This is a genomic window from Bordetella ansorpii (genome assembly GCF_900078705.1).
Taxonomy (GTDB): domain Bacteria; phylum Pseudomonadota; class Gammaproteobacteria; order Burkholderiales; family Burkholderiaceae_B; genus Bordetella; species Bordetella ansorpii_A.
Genome location: NZ_FKIF01000001.1, coordinates 336,308 through 352,810 on the forward strand (window position 1 = coordinate 336,308; position 16,503 = coordinate 352,810).

14 protein-coding genes are annotated in these 16,503 nt (G+C 66.8%); 11 read left to right on the forward strand and 3 right to left on the reverse strand.

Annotated features, from left to right (window positions below):
• Positions 1-95 precede the first annotated feature (95 nt).
• Complete coding sequence (locus tag A6745_RS01315; protein WP_066122700.1) at positions 96-2,408, reverse strand: hypothetical protein; 2,313 nt, start codon at positions 2,406-2,408, stop codon at positions 96-98.
• A gap of 163 nt (positions 2,409-2,571) precedes the next feature.
• On the opposite strand from A6745_RS01315, the gene A6745_RS01320 reads away from it, so the two are divergent.
• The 11 genes from A6745_RS01320 to A6745_RS01370 all read left to right on the forward strand — a co-directional run bounded on the left by A6745_RS01320 (position 2,572) and on the right by A6745_RS01370 (position 14,657).
• Positions 2,572-4,131: an argininosuccinate lyase gene (locus A6745_RS01320; protein WP_066122702.1), complete on the forward strand. Its 1,560-nt coding sequence runs from the start codon at positions 2,572-2,574 to the stop codon at positions 4,129-4,131.
• Positions 4,132-4,276: 145 nt separating this feature from the next.
• A complete protein-coding gene (locus A6745_RS01325) occupies positions 4,277-5,437 on the forward strand; it encodes a PAS domain-containing sensor histidine kinase (protein WP_066122704.1) in 1,161 nt (386 codons plus the stop codon).
• Positions 5,438-5,504: 67 nt separating this feature from the next.
• On the forward strand, positions 5,505-6,227 hold the full coding sequence (locus tag A6745_RS01330) for a response regulator (protein ID WP_082852835.1): 723 nt from the start codon (positions 5,505-5,507) through the stop codon (positions 6,225-6,227).
• Between the two features lie 62 nt (positions 6,228-6,289).
• Positions 6,290-6,973 carry a type 1 glutamine amidotransferase family protein gene (locus tag A6745_RS01335; RefSeq protein WP_066122705.1) on the forward strand — a complete coding sequence of 228 codons (684 nt, stop codon included), beginning with the start codon at positions 6,290-6,292 and terminating at the stop codon, positions 6,971-6,973.
• A 16-nt stretch (positions 6,974-6,989) separates the two neighbouring features.
• Positions 6,990-8,342, forward strand: a complete 1,353-nt coding sequence (locus A6745_RS01340) for a CmpA/NrtA family ABC transporter substrate-binding protein (RefSeq protein WP_066122706.1) — start codon at positions 6,990-6,992, stop codon at positions 8,340-8,342.
• The gene (ntrB, locus tag A6745_RS01345) at positions 8,342-9,193 is read left to right on the forward strand and encodes a nitrate ABC transporter permease (protein ID WP_066122710.1); all 852 of its coding nucleotides are present in this window, start codon (positions 8,342-8,344) and stop codon (positions 9,191-9,193) included. Before A6745_RS01340 ends, ntrB begins: the two co-directional genes overlap by 1 nt.
• 4 nt (positions 9,194-9,197) lie before the next feature.
• On the forward strand, positions 9,198-9,989 hold the full coding sequence (locus tag A6745_RS01350) for an ABC transporter ATP-binding protein (protein WP_066122711.1): 792 nt from the start codon (positions 9,198-9,200) through the stop codon (positions 9,987-9,989).
• Positions 9,990-10,004: 15 nt separating this feature from the next.
• Positions 10,005-10,448 (forward strand): cyanase, encoded by a 444-nt coding sequence (gene cynS, locus A6745_RS01355; RefSeq protein WP_066123688.1) that lies wholly within the window; start codon positions 10,005-10,007, stop codon positions 10,446-10,448.
• Between the two features lie 407 nt (positions 10,449-10,855).
• The gene (locus A6745_RS01360; RefSeq protein WP_231885875.1) at positions 10,856-12,541 is read left to right on the forward strand and encodes a glucosamine inositolphosphorylceramide transferase family protein; all 1,686 of its coding nucleotides are present in this window, start codon (positions 10,856-10,858) and stop codon (positions 12,539-12,541) included.
• A 379-nt stretch (positions 12,542-12,920) separates the two neighbouring features.
• Positions 12,921-13,688, forward strand: a complete 768-nt coding sequence (locus tag A6745_RS01365; RefSeq protein WP_066122713.1) for a helix-turn-helix transcriptional regulator — start codon at positions 12,921-12,923, stop codon at positions 13,686-13,688.
• A gap of 303 nt (positions 13,689-13,991) precedes the next feature.
• A complete protein-coding gene (locus A6745_RS01370; protein ID WP_066122714.1) occupies positions 13,992-14,657 on the forward strand; it encodes a helix-turn-helix transcriptional regulator in 666 nt (221 codons plus the stop codon).
• A gap of 27 nt (positions 14,658-14,684) precedes the next feature.
• On the opposite strand, the gene A6745_RS01375 is transcribed toward A6745_RS01370, so the two are convergent.
• Positions 14,685-15,932 carry a glycosyltransferase WbuB gene (locus A6745_RS01375; protein WP_066122716.1) on the reverse strand — a complete coding sequence of 416 codons (1,248 nt, stop codon included), beginning with the start codon at positions 15,930-15,932 and terminating at the stop codon, positions 14,685-14,687.
• A complete protein-coding gene (locus A6745_RS01380; protein WP_066122718.1) occupies positions 15,929-16,495 on the reverse strand; it encodes a putative colanic acid biosynthesis acetyltransferase in 567 nt (188 codons plus the stop codon). Before A6745_RS01380 ends, A6745_RS01375 begins: the two co-directional genes overlap by 4 nt.
• Between the last annotated feature and the right edge of the window lie 8 nt (positions 16,496-16,503).

Consider the following 16,503-nt stretch of genomic DNA (forward strand, 5'->3'; position numbering starts at 1 on the left):
TAGCGTTCCGCCAGGCGCTTATCCGGAACAAACCGTTCCAGAAAATAGCCCAATCAGCGTTCCCGGTCCTGTCACACCCGATCATGGCCACGCCCTCAGGCGAATCCCGTCAGCGGCACGGCCGCCACGGGCGTGCGCAGCACCCAATCCAGCACCATGGGCGTGGACGGCTGGGCGCCGGACGCCAGGCGGTCGAGCCGGGCCTCGTAGGCCCGCCGCACGGAATCCGGCACACCACGCACCGGCGTATCCACCCTGCCCTCGTCGATATCCTGGTTCAGCTCCCGCACCACCGCCATGCGCAACGCGGGCGCGCCGTCTTCTTCGTTGCCCGCGTGATAGGCCCTCACGGCGTCGCGCAAGCCCGGCGACAGTCCGTCCTGCACGAATGCCTGGGCGCCGGCGGCGCCGCACAATGCGTCCGCGGCCTTGTCCACGAAGTCGGCTCGCTTCAGATGGCGCGTGGAGATCACCTCCTGGACGAAACGCTCCGCATCGGCGTCGCCGAGGCCGTCGCGCGTTTCCGCCAGATAGGCGCGCAGCATGGTGCGGTCGTCGCTGGTGAAGTTGGCCTGCCCATGGCTGACATACGCGGGCATGATGCCCGCCAGCGCGGCCGAGGCCGCCTTCACCGTGCCGAGCTGCGGGGACACCACGACCGACGCCACCCCGGTGCTCGTCTGGTTCTCCAGTTCGAGCGCCACGCCGAGTTTGCCCGGATCGCGGGCGGCGAAGTACTCCCGCGCCTCGAACAGGTGGCCGAGGGCGGATTTCAGGCTATCCAGCGGCCGGGTCAGGCCAGCAACGGAGACTTCCGCGTCGAAGGCGCCCACCTCCATCCTGCAGGTCTCGTAGGCCGTCATGATGGCCTCCTTGCTGGCCCCCTCAGTGATGAGACGGCGCAGGGCCGCCCCGTTCTCGTAGCCTGGATAGGCCAGGAACGTGGACGCTTCGAGCGCGTTCCTGGCGGCCCGTTCGAGATAATTGTGGGAGACCGACGGCGCGATCTGGGCCACCGCGGCGCCCACGATGACCAGTCCCTTGCTGGAATCCGATCCCTTGCTCTGCAGGCCGAGCACCGTCTTGTAGGCCGCGTCGCCAAAGACTTGGTCGTTGTCGTAGACGGGTTCGAGATCGCGTGCCAAGGCGCCCAGGCAGGGCAGGACGGCCCCGGGCGCCTCCGCGTCCTGGCCCAGCGCATAGACGTAATAATCGGCCTGCAGGTCGGGCGCGGGATCGCCTTTCAAGCCCGTGCCGGTCAGGTGCAATGGCCGATCGCCTTCGCCGCGCGCGATGGCCACGTCGCCGACGTGGCGCAGCACCAGCATGCTGTCCGCCGTCGCCTCGGTCGCCGGCGTGATCTCGTTGGCGTGGACCAGCAGATTGCGGTCCAGCAGCACCGGGTCCGTGGTGCGCACCAGCCAGTCGACCCGCGCGCCTTTCTCGCGGGCGCGTTCGACGGCATCGATACCGGCGTTCGGGCCATGCACCACCACGCGCTTGCCCGCGAGATCCGTGTTCTCGCTCAGGCGCATGAAACTGTCCAGGTCCATCACCCTCGGCGCGACGACCGCGTCCCTGTGATCGTAGGAAATGTTCAGCAGCATGCGTTCGGCCCGCGTCATGGGGATGCGCCCGATGGCGTCGGCCAGCTCGCCGCGGGCGGCGCCATCCAGCTCCAGCGCATCGAGCGCGGCCTTGCGCTTTCCCGCGTCGGTTCCCAGCAGGTCGGAACGCTGCTGGGCGTCCAACCGGGCGCCCTTGTCCTGCGGCAGGCGGGCCAGCAATTCGTTCAGCGCCGCGCGGGCGACTTGCACATTCGGTACGCTGCTGTGCGGTCCGGCGCCCATGCCCAGGATCAATTGTCGGGTCTCCAGCTTGCTGCCGTCCGCGAGCGTGACCTGAAAATTGCCGTTATCCAGGCGCTCCACGCTGCGCAGCGCCTGTTCATGCACATCGGCGCCCAGCTCCCGGGCGCGTCCGATCTGTTCGCGATTCTGCTCCACGAACGCGTCACGGCCCATATAGGCCGGCGCGTGGCCGGGCACGCCGCTCCCCCATTGGCCAACGATCTCTTCCTGATGATTCAGGACGCCCCGTCCGCGCACGGCCGGCGCCCACGCATCCTGCTGCCCGACGATGGCGACGCTGCCCGCATAAGGGCCGGGTTCGGCGTGGTCGCCCGGCGTCCAGGGCTGGTGCCCGTCAGGCGCGTACTGGCGGTTCATGCCATTCAGCAGATAGGCGGTGCTGCTGCCCACGCCGACGAAAACGACATCGCGCACGCCATGGAGCGTGCGCGGCGCCTCGCTGCAGACCGATTCGGCGCCGCCGACCTCGGAGGATCTGGCCACGTCGACGTCGGGCGTGACGATGGGCTTGGGGGTGGGTGACGCACCGATCAACATGGAAAGCTCCTTGGAACCATCGAACAGGTCGGGTCGAGGGCGGCCTGCCCCCACGCACTCCGACTGAGTAACGCCCCTTTCGCCAAAGTTCCAAGCGGCGCCAGCCTCGGCCGGTCCCATGACTTACACTGGCCGCTGCTCAACCCAGCCCTATAACGACACCATGAGACAACGTCCCTTATTGCGCGCCGCCGCACTGGCCGCGGCCCTGGCCTGCTGCACCGCGGCGGCCCAGCAGGCCACTTCCACGGACAAGCCGCCCGCCGTCCAGCAGACCCCGCCCCGCGACCCGTTCTTCTGGCTGGGCGAGATCAACAAGGCCACCGCCGTCATCAATACCGACGAAGGCTTGCTTGACAAGGAAATGGCGCCGCGCCTGGCCGCTGGCGTCGCCAGGGTGATCGCCGACGGCAACCAGCCCGGCGGCAAGCGGCCGGCCACCGTCATCACCTTCGAGCCGCTGCTGATCCAGGCCGCCGGCCAGGACATCACCCTGCTGCACGCGGGCCGTTCCAGCCAGGACATGCACGCCACCTACCGCGCCGCCATCCTGCGCGACAAGCTGCTCGACCTGGCCGACCAGTTGAACACCACGTCCAGGACGCTGGTGGCGCTGGCCGGCAAGCACGTCGGCACCATCGTGCCCAACTACACCAACGGCGTGGCCGCGCAGCCCAACAGCTACGGCCACTACCTGCTGGGGTTCGCCGCCGCGCTGGACCGCGACGCGCAGCGCATCCGCGAAGCCTACGTGCGCGTGGACCGCTCCCCCATGGGCACCACGGTGCTGAACGGCACCAGTTGGCCGCTGGACCGCAAGCGCATGGCCCAGTACCTGGGCTTCAACGCGCTGGTGGACAACGCCTACGACGCCTCGCAGCTGTCGTCGATGGACGAGCCCGTCGAAGTGGCTTCCATCGTCACCGCCATCGCCCTGCATACCGGCAATTTCGTCGAGGACGTGATGACGCAGTACGCGCAGTCGCGCCCGTGGATCCTGCTGCAGGAAGGCGGCGGCAACACCTATGTGTCCAGCGCCATGCCGCAGAAGCGCAATCCCGGCCTGCTGAACGACACGCGCAGCGACGCCTCGACCGCGCTGACGCTGGCCATGGGCCCGGCGATCCAGACGCACAACATCACACCGGGCATGAGCGACCCGAAGGACGTGAAGCAGAACTCGGCGATGGTCGACAGCGCCATCAGTGCGTTGAAGCGCTGGGACCGCGTGCTGAAGGCCATGGTGATCAGCCCCGAACGCGCGCTGGAAGAACTGAACAGCGACTGGACGGCCTCGCAGGAACTGGCCGACGTGCTGATGCGCAAGTACAAGCTGCCGTTCCGCGTGGGCCACCACTTCGCCTCCGAGGTGGTGGAATACGCCAGGGCCAAGGACATCAAGCCGCTGGACTTCCCGTACGACCAGGCACGCCGCATCTATCAGGAAGCGGTCAAGGGCAGCAAGTACCCGCAGGAACTGCCGATGGACGAGAAGGAGTTCCGCTCGACGCTGGATCCCATCGCCATCGTGAAGAACCGCGCCACGATCGGTGGCCCGCAGCCGGCCGAAATGCAGCGCATGCTGAAGGAAGCCAACGAGAAGCTGGCGGCGCAGGATACCTGGATCAAGGAACGCCGCGCGCATATCGGCAGTTCGCTGGCGGAACTGGACCGCGCGTTCCAGAAGCTGGCCGACAGCGGCAAGGGCGCCGGCAGGAACTGATCCGCGCTGGTGCAAACCCTGCGGTGACAGCGTCCTCGGGGCTGGCATACACTGCCCGCTGCGAGCCGCGCGCCAGATGCGGCCATAAGGCATGGCACGAGGCGCGCCGGCACACGGCGTCCTCGTGCAAGGCATTGGGGATCGCATGTTCGCCGACCTGAATCACCTGTCGCATCACGCGGCCTGGCGGCGCCAGCTGGAAATGCTGCTGGAGTCCGCCGGTTCGGGCATCTATGGCATAGACCTGCGCGGCCGCTGCATTTTCATCAACGGCCCGGGCGCCGCCCTGCTGGGCTACACGCCCGACGAGGTGGTGGGCCGCAACATGCACTACCTCATCCATCACTCGCACGCCGATGCGCAACTGATGCCGGTGCACGACTGCCGCATCTTCAAGGCCTTCCGCGAGGGGCGCGGCGAACAGGCCGACGACGAAGTGCTGTGGCGGCGCGACGGCAGCAGCTTTCCCGCCGAGTACGCCTCCTATCCCATCCGGGACAACGACCAGGTGATCGGCGCGGTCGTCACCTTCGCCGACATCTCCGAGCGCAAGCGCATCGAACGGCAGTTGCAGGCCTCGCACGCGCTGCTGGAGCGCCGCGTGGACGAACGCACCGTCGAGCTGCAACGCGCGCAGGAGTCGCTGCGCCGGCTGGCGGCCCACCTGAGCATGCTGCGCGAGGAAGAACGCGCCCGCATCGCACGCGACATCCACGACGAACTGGGTGCGTCGTTCACCGCCCTGCAATTCGATCTGAACTGGCTGGTCCGGCGCCTGCCCGATGAGCCCGCGCTGCAGCAGCACCTGTCGCGCATGATCGAGGTGACCACCAGCGCCGTGGGCGCCACGCGCCGCATCCTCAATGATCTGCGGCCTGTCACGCTGGATCACCTGGGCCTGTGGGCGGCGCTGGAATCCTTGCTGCAGGACGTCCAGGCGCGCGGATCGCTGGCCTGCCGCTATGCGTGCACGCCGCAGGCCGAACGAATGCGCCTGGGCCGGGCCGCCGAGATCGAGATCTACCGCATCGTCCAGGAACTGCTGACCAACGTACAGCGCCATGCCCGCGCCAGCCAGGTCTGCATGGAGATCGCCATCCGGGACGGCGCGCTGGAACTCGTGGTGCGCGACGACGGCGTGGGCCTGCCCGCTCAGCCCCCGCCCACGCAGTCGTACGGCATCCTGGGCATGCGCGAACGGGCGCGGGCCATCGGCGCCGCGCTGGTGCTGGACAGCGCGCCCGGCGACGGCACATGCGCCACGCTGCGCATCGAGGGCCTGAGCCTGGCCGCGCCCACGCCATGACCGCCATCCATCCGGCCACGCCCGCCCGGCAGGCCAACCCCCGCGCGCCCCTCACGAAGAGATCGCCATGAGCCTGCACATCCTGATCGTCGACGATCACCTCATCATCAGGCGTGGCCTGGCCCGCCTGCTGGTGGAAGACCCGCGGATCGGCCGCGCCGACGAAGCGGCCGATGCCCCCTGCGCCCTGCGCGCCCTGCGCACGGCCCATTACGACGCGGTCGTGCTCGACGTGGCGCTGGGCGAACGCGACGGACTCGACCTGCTGAAGGCCGTACGCGCCGAGCATCCCCGGCTGGGCGTGGTGATGCTCTCGGTGTATCCCGAAGCGCAGTTCGCGGTGCGCGCCATGCGCGCCGGCGCCCATGCCTATCTCAACAAGGGCTGCGACCCCGAGTCGCTGATGGGCGCCCTGGCCAACGCGGCGTCGGGCAGGCCCTACGTCACGCCGGCGGTGGCCGAATTGCTGGCGCACAGCGTGCGGCAGGACAATCCCGAAGCGCCGCACGAGACCCTGTCGGACCGCGAATTCCAGGTCCTGCAGCTCCTGGTGGCGGGCAAGTCCGTATCCACTATCGCGGAACAGCTGGCCTTGTCCGCCAACACCATCTCAACCTACCGCGCGCGCATTTTCGAAAAGCTGGACGTGCACTCGCTGGTCGATCTGACGACCTACGCGCATCGGCACCGTCTGGGTGCGAACCAGATGCACACATCCGCGCACCACGAGGGCGCGCCCCACGCACCACGTAGTGCGGCCACTACACGGGGATCATCGAAAACGGGATAGGCATCGCGCCCGTCCGCTCGCATCATCTGTCCCACATCATTCATGAGCGATGAGCGGACAGGATGAAGATCCCTGGATTCAGGCTGGGCATCTACGTATACCGGGATGCCGAGATACTCGACTACGCGGCGCCCTACGGCGTGCTCTCCGTGGCGCGGCGCTTCGCCCCCGAGATCGACATCTGCGCCATCGGGGAAACGCTGCAGGCCGTCGGCACGGCCAGCGGCCTGACCGTGCTGCCCGCCTTCGGCCTGGCCGACGCGCCCGCCATCGACGCGCTGCTGATCCCCGGCGGCCCCGGAGCCAGGCAGCAGATGCACAACCGCCGCCTGCATCGCTACATCGCCTCGCTCCCCTCCGCCTGCCTGCTGGCGGGCAGCGGTTCCGGTGTCTGGGTGTACGCCTGCATGGGGCTGCTGGACGGCCTGGCCGCGACCAGCCGCAAGGAGCCCGACCGCATCGAAGCCTCGCATCTGGGCTGCTCTCCCATCGACCGCCTGGCGATGCTGGCGCCGGCCTGCCGCACGCAGCACGCCCGCATTGTCGACAGCGGGCGCATCGTCAGCGCGGCGGGCCCCGCCGTGGGCATCGACCTGGGCCTGCACCTGCTGCGCCGGGCCGGCTACCCCGAAGCCATGCTGGACGAGGTCGCCCGCGTCATGGAATACCGGCATGCCTACGAACTGCATCGCGCCGACATCGAATACGCCCCTTCGGGGCTTCCCTCCAACCTGGTTTCCCACTGACCCGCCGGAGCGCGCCATGTCTCTGTTTCGCAATCCCTTCGACCCCACCGCCCGCCTGGGCTGCTCCTGCGGCCGTCACGCCAGTCCAGCCGAACACGACCGGGCGCTGCCCGAACAGGCCGCGCAGGACCGCGCCGTGGAAAGCGCGGTCATGCGCGCGCTGTTCCCCAACGACGCGCTGCGGCGCCGGTTCCTGCGCGCCGTGGGGTCGGGGACCGCGCTGGCCGCGGTGGCCTCGCTGTTCCCCCTGGCCGCGGCCAAGGAGGCCTTCGCCCAGGGATCGGGGCCATTGGAAAAGCAGAAGCTGAAGGTCGGCTTCATCCCCATCACCTGCGCCACCCCCATCATCATGGCGCACCCCATGGGGTTCTATGCCAAGCAGGGGCTGGACGTGGAAGTGGTCAAGACGGCCGGCTGGGCGCTGATCCGCGACAAGGCCATGTCCGGCGAGTACGACGCCGCCCACATGCTGTCGCCCATGCCGCTGGCCATCACGCTGGGCTCGGGCACCAGCAGCGCGCAACCGTGGACCATGCCCGCGGTGGAGAACATCAACGGGCAGGCCATCACGCTGTCGATGAAGCACAAGGATCGCCGCGATCCCAAGAGCTGGAAGGGTTTCAAGCTGGCGGTGCCGTTCGACTACTCGATGCACAACTACCTGCTGCGCTACTACCTGGCCGAACACGGCATCGATCCGGACCAGGACGTGCAGATCCGCTCGGTGCCGCCTCCTGAGATGGTGGCCAACCTGCGCGCCGACAACATCGACGGCTTCCTGGCGCCCGACCCCGTGAACCAGCGCGCCGTCTATGACGGCGTGGGATTCATCCACACCCTGTCCAGGACGATCTGGGACGGCCATCCTTGTTGCGCCTTCGCCGCCAGCAGGCAATTCGTGACCGGCATGCCCAACACCTACCAGGCGCTGCTGAAGGCCATCATCGAAGCCACGGCCTATGCGCGGCTTCCTGCGCACCGCAAGGAAATCGCGGCCGCCATCTCCACCCCCAACTATCTCAACCAGCCCGTGACCGTGGTGGAGCAGGTGCTGACGGGCACCTTCGCCGACGGCCTGGGCAACGTGATGAACGTTCCCGAACGGATCGACTTCGATCCCATGCCCTGGCAATCGTTCGCGGTGTGGATCCTCACGCAGATGAAGCGTTGGGGCCAGATCAAGGGCGAAGTGGACTACGCGAAGATCGCCAACGAAGTCTTCCTGGCCACCGATGCCGTACGGCTGATGCGGGAGGCCGGCCTGACGCCGCCGTCCGGCACGTCCAAGCCGTTCTCCGTCATGGGCAAGCCCTTCGACGCCAGCCAGCCCGAGGCCTACCTGGCCGGCTTTCCCATCCGGAGGAGCTGATGCGCGCCGCTGCCGCCCACGTGCGGGCTCGCGCCGCCGTGCTCTCCCTGGCGATATTGGTCGTCTTCCTGGCCGTCTGGCACGTCGCCACGCGCCAGCCCGCCGCCGCGGCGACGGTCGATCCGGCCTATGCGGCATTGGTCGGCAACGCCGCGGCCAGCGGCGGCAAGACGCCGTTTCCCGGCCCCGCCGAGGTCGGCGCGCAGTTGTTGCGCCATCTCGGCGATCCGTTCTACGACCGCGGACCGAACGACAAGGGCCTGGGCATCCAACTGGGGCACTCCATCGCGCGCGTGCTGGCGGGGTTCATCCTGGCCGCGCTGGCCGCCATCCCGCTGGGCTTCCTGATCGGCATGTCGCCCGTCGTGTATCGCGCCTTCGATCCCTACATCCAGGTGCTCAAGCCGATCTCTCCGCTGGCGTGGATGCCGTTGGCGCTCTATACGATCAAGGACGCGAACACCTCCGCCATCTTCGTGATCTTCATCTGCTCCGTCTGGCCCATGCTGGTGAACACCGCGTTCGGCGTGGGATCGGTGCGGCAGGACTGGCTGAACGTCGCCCGCACGCTGGAGGTCTCGCGCCTGCGCACCGCGCTGCAGGTGGTGCTGCCCGCCGCCGCGCCCACCATCATGACGGGCATGCGCATCTCGGTGGGCATCGCCTGGCTGGTGATCGTGGCCGCGGAGATGCTGATCGGCGGCACCGGCATCGGCTATTTCGTGTGGAACGAATGGAACAACCTGTCCATCACGAACATCCTGTGCGCCATTTTCTTCATCGGCCTGATCGGCATGCTGCTCGATACCGCGCTGGCGCGCATCGCGCGGCTGGTCAGCTACAAGGAATAAGCGAATGACCGCCCCTTTCCTGCAAGTCCAGGGCCTGGCCAGGCGCTATCCGGGCCGCGCCGGCCAACCTTTGCAAACCGTATTCGAGAACATCGATTTCGGCATCGAGCGCGGCCAGTTCGTCTGCGTGATCGGCCATTCGGGTTGCGGCAAGACCACCATCCTCAACATCCTGGCCGGCATCGACGAAGCCAGCGACGGCGTGGTCATCATGGACGGCCGCGAGATATCCGGCCCCAGCCTGGAACGCGGCGTGGTGTTCCAGGCGCATGCGCTGCTGCCGTGGCTCACCGCCCTGCAGAACGTCGAGTTCGGCGTGCGGTCGCGCTGGCCGGACAAATCGCGCGACGCGGTGCGCGAACACAGTATCCGGCATCTCGACATGGTCGGCCTGAAGCACGCGCTGGACAAGCGCCCCAGCGAGCTTTCCGGCGGCATGAAGCAGCGCGTCGGCATCGCCCGCGCCTTCGCCATCCAACCCAAGATGCTGCTGCTGGACGAACCCTTCGGCGCGCTGGACGCCTTGACGCGCGGCACGATCCAGGACGAGCTGCGCGCCATCGTGCGCGACACCCGCCAGACCGTGTTCATGATCACGCACGACGTGGACGAGGCCATCCTGCTGTCCGACCGCATCCTGCTGATGAGCGCCGGCCCCAACGCCCGCATCGCCGAATCGCTGCACATCGACCTGCCGCGCGACCGCACCCGCGCCAGCCTGCATCACGAACCTCGCTATTACGAGATCCGCAACCACCTGGTCGACTTCCTGGTCGACAACGCCGCCACACACTGAAGGAGCAATGCCATGATGACTCGCAACGACGTCACCGAACTGGTGGTCACCCGCCGGCTGGAAAAGCAACTGAGCTGGGCCGCCATCGCCGAGGCCGTGGGCCAGAGCAAGGAGTGGACCACCGCCGCCCTGCTGGGCCAGATGACGATGACCCGCGAGCAGGCCGAGGCCGCCGGCCGCCTGCTCGACCTGCCGCCCGACGCGGTGCTGCAATTGCAGGTGGTGCCCTACAAGGGCTCGCTGCCCACCGTCGTACCCACCGACCCGCTGATCTACCGCTTCTACGAACTGGTCAGCGTCTACGGCACGACCTTCAAGGCGCTGATCCACGAAGAGTTTGGCGACGGCATCATGAGCGCCATCGACTTCAGGATGGACCTGACGCGCGAAGCGAATCCGAACGGAGATCGCGTGCAGATCGTGATGAGCGGCAAGTTCCTGCCTTACAAGATGTACTGAGGCGCCAAGGCGCAACGCCAACCCGATTGGGTGGCGCGGCGCATTCGCCGCGATGCGCCGCCCGCCGTGTACGAACACGGCGGTACCCATCGGACGATGGGCAGAGCTGGCTGCTGTCATCCACGGCCTGCTTTGCGCAGGGTTGGCGGCTCCATCGGGCGGCATGCTCGACACGGCCTACCCTTTCCGGATGACGGGTCACGCGCGCGGCATGCCGGCGGCCATCGCGACCTGACGCCCGTATCAGCCATTACGGGCAATCCAGCCTCATCGCCTTCCTGGTGCAAACGGCGCATTCGCGGTCGCCTGACTCCCTCTCCTGTCCCATGCGCATCGGCCGTACGGCCGAGTGTGCCGGCGCCGGGTCGCTCGTCCGCCCTAGGATGAACGCATTCTGGAGCTTGGCCATGACAGCGCGCACTATCGAGACCAGCCAAGGTCGGCACGGCCTGGATACGCTCTCTGGTGGATATGACATGGACAGGAAGAACATTGCGCTGCTGGTGAACGCGGTGGACCAGGCAGGCTGGATGCATGATCTGGTCAAATGGCTGTCTCAGGATGCGCGCTTTCAGATCGCCGCCCTGATTCTGGCACGCAACGACCAGGCGGTCGTGCCGCGCACCCGCTACCCGCTCATGGCGGTGGCCAGGCTGGAAAACCGGATGCTCGACCCCAAGCATCGCGTACAACTGGAAACCCGCGATCTTCGCCGCTCCCTGCCCGCCGGCACACCGCTGATCGAACTGCCATTGGATGTCTCGGAAGGATCGCTTCTGGTGCCGAGGGATGAGGCGATGCGCGATCTTGCGACGTTGCGGCTGGACGTGATCCTCGCCCTGGGCTTGCCCGCGGTGCGTGGGCGACTGGCGGCATTGCCGGCGCACGGCGTCTGGATGCCGGTCCACTCGGAATTGAAGAACCGGGCCGACGCGGCGCACATCGGATTCTGGGAAGTGTATGAACGCGCCGACCACACGACAGTCCGGTTGTGGCGCCTGGGAGCGACGGAAGAGGCCGATGCGCTGCTCGACTCTCGCAGCTTCAACACCGAGATGTTCTGGCTCAAGAACAGGGCCCGCTCGCTCAGCCTGGGCAAGCTGATGGTGTGCGACATGCTGAGCGCCGTCGCCAGCGCCGAAAGCCGTGCGCGGCGCGATGCCACCCTGGACATCTGCACCGCCCTGGCGCGGCCGCAACCCGCGCAGTGGGACGGCGCGGCCTACGTGGCCCGCCAGGCCTGGTTGGCATGCGGCCTGTTGGTGCGCCGGGCCATGAGGCGGAATATCCGGTGGCGCATTGGCATGTGTCCGACCGGCCAGCAAGGCGTCATCACCTCCAACACCGCCGTGCTGGTACCGCCCAAGGGGCGATTCTTCGCCGATCCCTTCGTCTACACCCGCAACAGCCAACCGTTCATTTTCTTCGAAGATTATTATTTCGGCGAGCGCAAGGGGAAAATATCGGTCGCGACGCACGTCGATGGCGAATTCCAATTCCTCGGCGTGGTGCTGGATTTACCGTATCACCTGAGTTTTCCCTACGTCTTCGAACACGGCAAAACCGCCTACATGGTTCCCGAAACCAGCGGAAACCGCACCATAGAACTGTGGCGCTGCGTGGAGTTTCCCCTCAAATGGGAATTGCACGCCACCCTGATGAAAGGCCTGTCCGCTGTCGACACCATCGTATTTCCCCATGGGGGCCGCTGGTGGCTGTTCACCAACGTCGACCGCACCGACGGGCAAAGCCACTGCGACGAACTCTTCGCCTTCTACGCCGACCGCCCCGACTCGACCGATTGGCAGCCCCATGCGCGCAACCCCATCATCGACAGTCCCGCCAAGGCGCGCAACGCCGGCATGGTCGTCAACCCTGACGGAGGGGTGATCCGATGCGCGCAGACCCAGGGGTTCCTGCATTACGGCAAGGGCGTTTCGCTGAATCGTATCGAGGAACTGACGCCGGACACCTACCGGGAGACGGGCGGGCCGGTGCACTATCCCGATTTCCTGCACAAGCCCTTCGCATCCATGCATCACTGGCATCACCATGGCGGCCATACCGTATTCGATTTCGCATTCATGGAATGAAACCGGCCGCCCGGGAGCCCCTTTTTCAATGGCTTTCATGCGGACGCAAATCAATATTCCCGCTTTTCATCGCCCGCCTCAGATTTTTCTCACAGATTTGCGATCACCTCGTACCAGGGCACATCCTTCGATGACTACGAAAGGATGAGCTTTCTCTATAAAGGCTTACGTCTATATGGTTGCTTGATTTTTCCGCAGGGCTGAACCTAACATAATTACGTCATTCCAAGCGATGACAGCGTTTTCAGCCCTTTTCGCCTCATCCTCTTTCCGGTCACCACTCAGACACTGCAGGCACCAGCCACACCAAGGTGCGCGTGTCGGCGATGCGCCATTTCCGCTTGCTGCATTCCTACGTCCGATGCTTTTGGGGATTATTATGTCGAAGATGGTTCTGATCGAAGCCCATCCACTACTCAGGCTGGGTCTGCAGCACGTACTGAGCAAAATCGAGGGCAACTGGCAAATCGTGGGGCTGGACATGCAGGATCTGGCCGAAGTGGCGCAGCACAACACCCAGGCCGAACTGCTGGTCTTCGGCCTGCCCATCGAGACCCCCCTTGGTTGGCAGGCCCTGCAGGATGTGAGGCGTCTGCTGATGCCACACCGGATCCTGCTGCTGGTCGATGCCACCCCGATCCAGGCGCTATCCCGCCTGCCGGAAGGATGCGTCCAAGGTTGCTTGATGAAGCGGGCATCCATCGAGGCGTTGGAGGCCGCCATCCGCCTGATCATGGCAGGCGGCCAATGCTTTCCCAGCAGTCATTGCGCCCCCCCGGAAACGATTGCATTGACCGTCCAGCCGGCTTCCGATTTCAAGCCGTCCACCTTGCTTCCCCTGGGAAAATTCGATCAGCCTGCCGAAAACGCCGTCAGCGTGGCAACGGGCGCCCAGTTACTGAACATCACGCCCCGGCAGTATGAAGTGCTGGTGTTGCTGTCGCGCGGCTATCCCATCAAGACCGTCAGCCGGATGCTCAATATCTCCATCGCCACCGCCAAGACGCATGCCTGCACGCTGTATCAGCGCCTGCAGGTCAAGAACAAGGGGGAGGCGGTGTACACGGCCCTTCAGCGCGGGGCTACGCTGAATTGGGGCACCACCGTTCAAGGCAACGGCACAACCTACGAATCCAACCGGCTCTGACGCCGGTTCGTGCGGGTCCCGTCCCGGATGCCAGGGCTCGCTGCCGCAGCGAGGTGGCGCCGCCGCCGGGAGCCGGACAGTGAAACCGGAGCCTACGCCTCTGGTTTCGTCCTCTCGTCCATAAGGCCAATGCGAAATGGCCCGGCCGGGCTCATCCATGCCCCGGAGGCCGTGCTCAAGGCGGAGGGTCATGCTGACACTGCGCTGATACGATGAAATCAGCTGCTTCCGAACGATCTCGAACCCCCCTCTTCGAGGCGTTCTGACAGAACGCACAGCGCACCCTAAAGAGGCTTGCGGAGCATGACCACCGTCCTGATCGAGGAATACGCCATTCTGCGTATTGCCATCCAACACGCCCTGGAAAAAGTGCGCAGTCCGGAGAGCATCATAGCGATGGGGCCGCAGAAGCTCAAGGAAGTCTCGTTGACGCTCGCTCGCCCGGTACTGCTTCTGGTGCTGGGGATCAGCGAGGAGACGACCATGGCCCTGCAGATACTGAACAGTTCGCTGACGCTGCTCTCGCCGCGCCATACGCTGGTGCTTCACGATACCCTCGATGAGCGCTTCATGCTGGAGTGCGCCCGCGCCGGTGTCAACGGGTTGCTGCCCAAGACGTCGGAACCCGATGCGATCGCCGCCGCCGTGCAACTGGTGCTGGCCGGTGGCCAATGCTTTCCCTGCGTGATCGCCGAGGCAACGCCCTACCGCGCACCTCTGCCGGCGCGTCCGCCGCGCGCCGCGCGCGTGCTGACCCCACGGCAGAAGGAGATACTGGGGCTGCTGGCCAAGGGGCGCACGATGCGGGAAATCAGCCATGAGATCGGTATCTCGGTGGCCACCGTCAAAAGCCACGCGCGGACGCTTTACTGGAAGCTGAATGCGCGCAACCAGGCCGAAGCCGCCTACATCGCCATCCACGAGGGACTGCTGCAGGACGACGAGGGCGAGAAGGAAACGGCTGATTGAGCGGCCCCGGGGCCGCGCGGCACGCCGTCAGGGCGTGCCGTCCACCGTCAGGCGAGGCGGGCAGAGCTGCGACAGATCGCGCTCGAAGCGGCCAAGCACCCATTCGGAGTGCATGGCCGATTGTGCGTAGTGGCGCGCCGCGGCGCCCAGGGCGGCGCGGCGTTCCGGCTGGCGCGCAAGGCGCAACACCGCGCGCGCCATTGCAAACGCATTGTCCGGCATGACCACCCGGCCGCATCCTCGCACCACGTTGGCCAATTCGGTTCCGGAGGCCGCGCCGCAGACGACGGGGCGGCCGCTGGCCAGCATGCCAGTAAGCTTGGACGGCATCACCAGGTCCGCCGCGCCGGCGCGTTGCGGCAGCATGTGAATGTCCGCTGCCGCCAGCAACGCCGGCAAATGCTCGACCGGCTGCAAGGGCAGGAAGTGGGTCTGGGCCAGGCCGGCGCATTGCGCCTGGAATGCCGAACGCTGGGGCCCCTCGCCGCAGAACACGAAATGCAGGCCCGGCACGTGCCGCAGCAGCAGCGCCACGTCGGCCAGCGTGTCCAGCCCCTGCTTGCCCCCCATGTTGCCCGCGTACATGGCGACCACGGCATTGCGGGGGATTCCCAGCTGGGCGCGATAATCCACCTTGCGCGCGGCCGCGCGCGCGGCACTCACGTCGATCCAGTTCGGAAAGAAGACCAGGCGCGCGGGATCCACGCCTTTGTCCCGGGCCCGGTCCAGCATGCGTTCCGATATGGTCGACACCCGGTCGAAATGCCGCATCAGCCAGCGCTCCAGCCCGCTGGCCAGCTGGCGCAGCGCCCCGCCCTTCAACAACCCCAGCTCGAAGGCGGCATCGACTTCGTAATCTTGAATATGCAGCCAGGAGCGCGCGCCGCACAGCCGGGCCACCACCGCCGCGGCGGGTGCGCAGAACAGGGGCGGCTCGACCGCGATGATGACGTCCGGACGCCGGGACGCGGCGTGCAGCAGCAACGGCAGGCTGGACAGCGCGAATGTCGCCAGGTGCAGCAGGCGCTTCGCCCCGCCCGGCCGCGCCGGCACCCACAGTGGCGCGCGCAGAACCCTGACGCCCTGCCACCACTGCGCGGCATATCGGCTGGCCCGATGGCCCTCGTGCACGCAATACTGCGGGTAATAGGGCGGCGCCGCGATGGCCGTGACCTCATGGCCACGGGCGGCCAGCCAGGCGGCCATCTCGCCGGTGTACTTGCCGGTCCCGGTCAGCTCCGGAGCGAAATTGATGCCGTAGATGAGGATTCTCATGGGCGTGCGCACAGCGCCGTGCGCCTCCTGACCGGTTGGCACGGGCTCCCGTGGCAGACCATGTTGGGGGGGACATCCTTGAAGACCGAACTGCGGGCGCCCACCACCGCGTTGCATCGCACGGTGATGCCCGCCGCCACGAACACGTCCGTGGCGAGCCAGGCGCCCGCCTCGACCACGATGGGGCCGCTCCGGATGGGAAAGTCGGCGGCATCGATGTCGTGGTAGCCCGCGCACAGGTAGCTGCGCTGCGAGACGACCGCATGCGGACCGATGGTGATCGCGTCCAGGCTGTAGAGCACCACGTCGTCGCCCACCCAGGCGTAATCGCCGAGGCTCACTTTCCAGGGGTACGTGATCTGGGCACTGGGTCGCACCAGCACGCCGCGTCCCACGCGCGCGCCGAACGCGCGCAGCAGCGCGCGCCGGAAACCGTAGGCGAACTGCGGCGACCCACGGAACAGCGTCGCCTGCGCGATCCGCCACAACTGGACCACCAGCACGTGCCTGCCGCGAAAGCCGGCCGGCATGCGGAACGAATCGAGACGCTGGAAGCTTTCCATCACGGCTC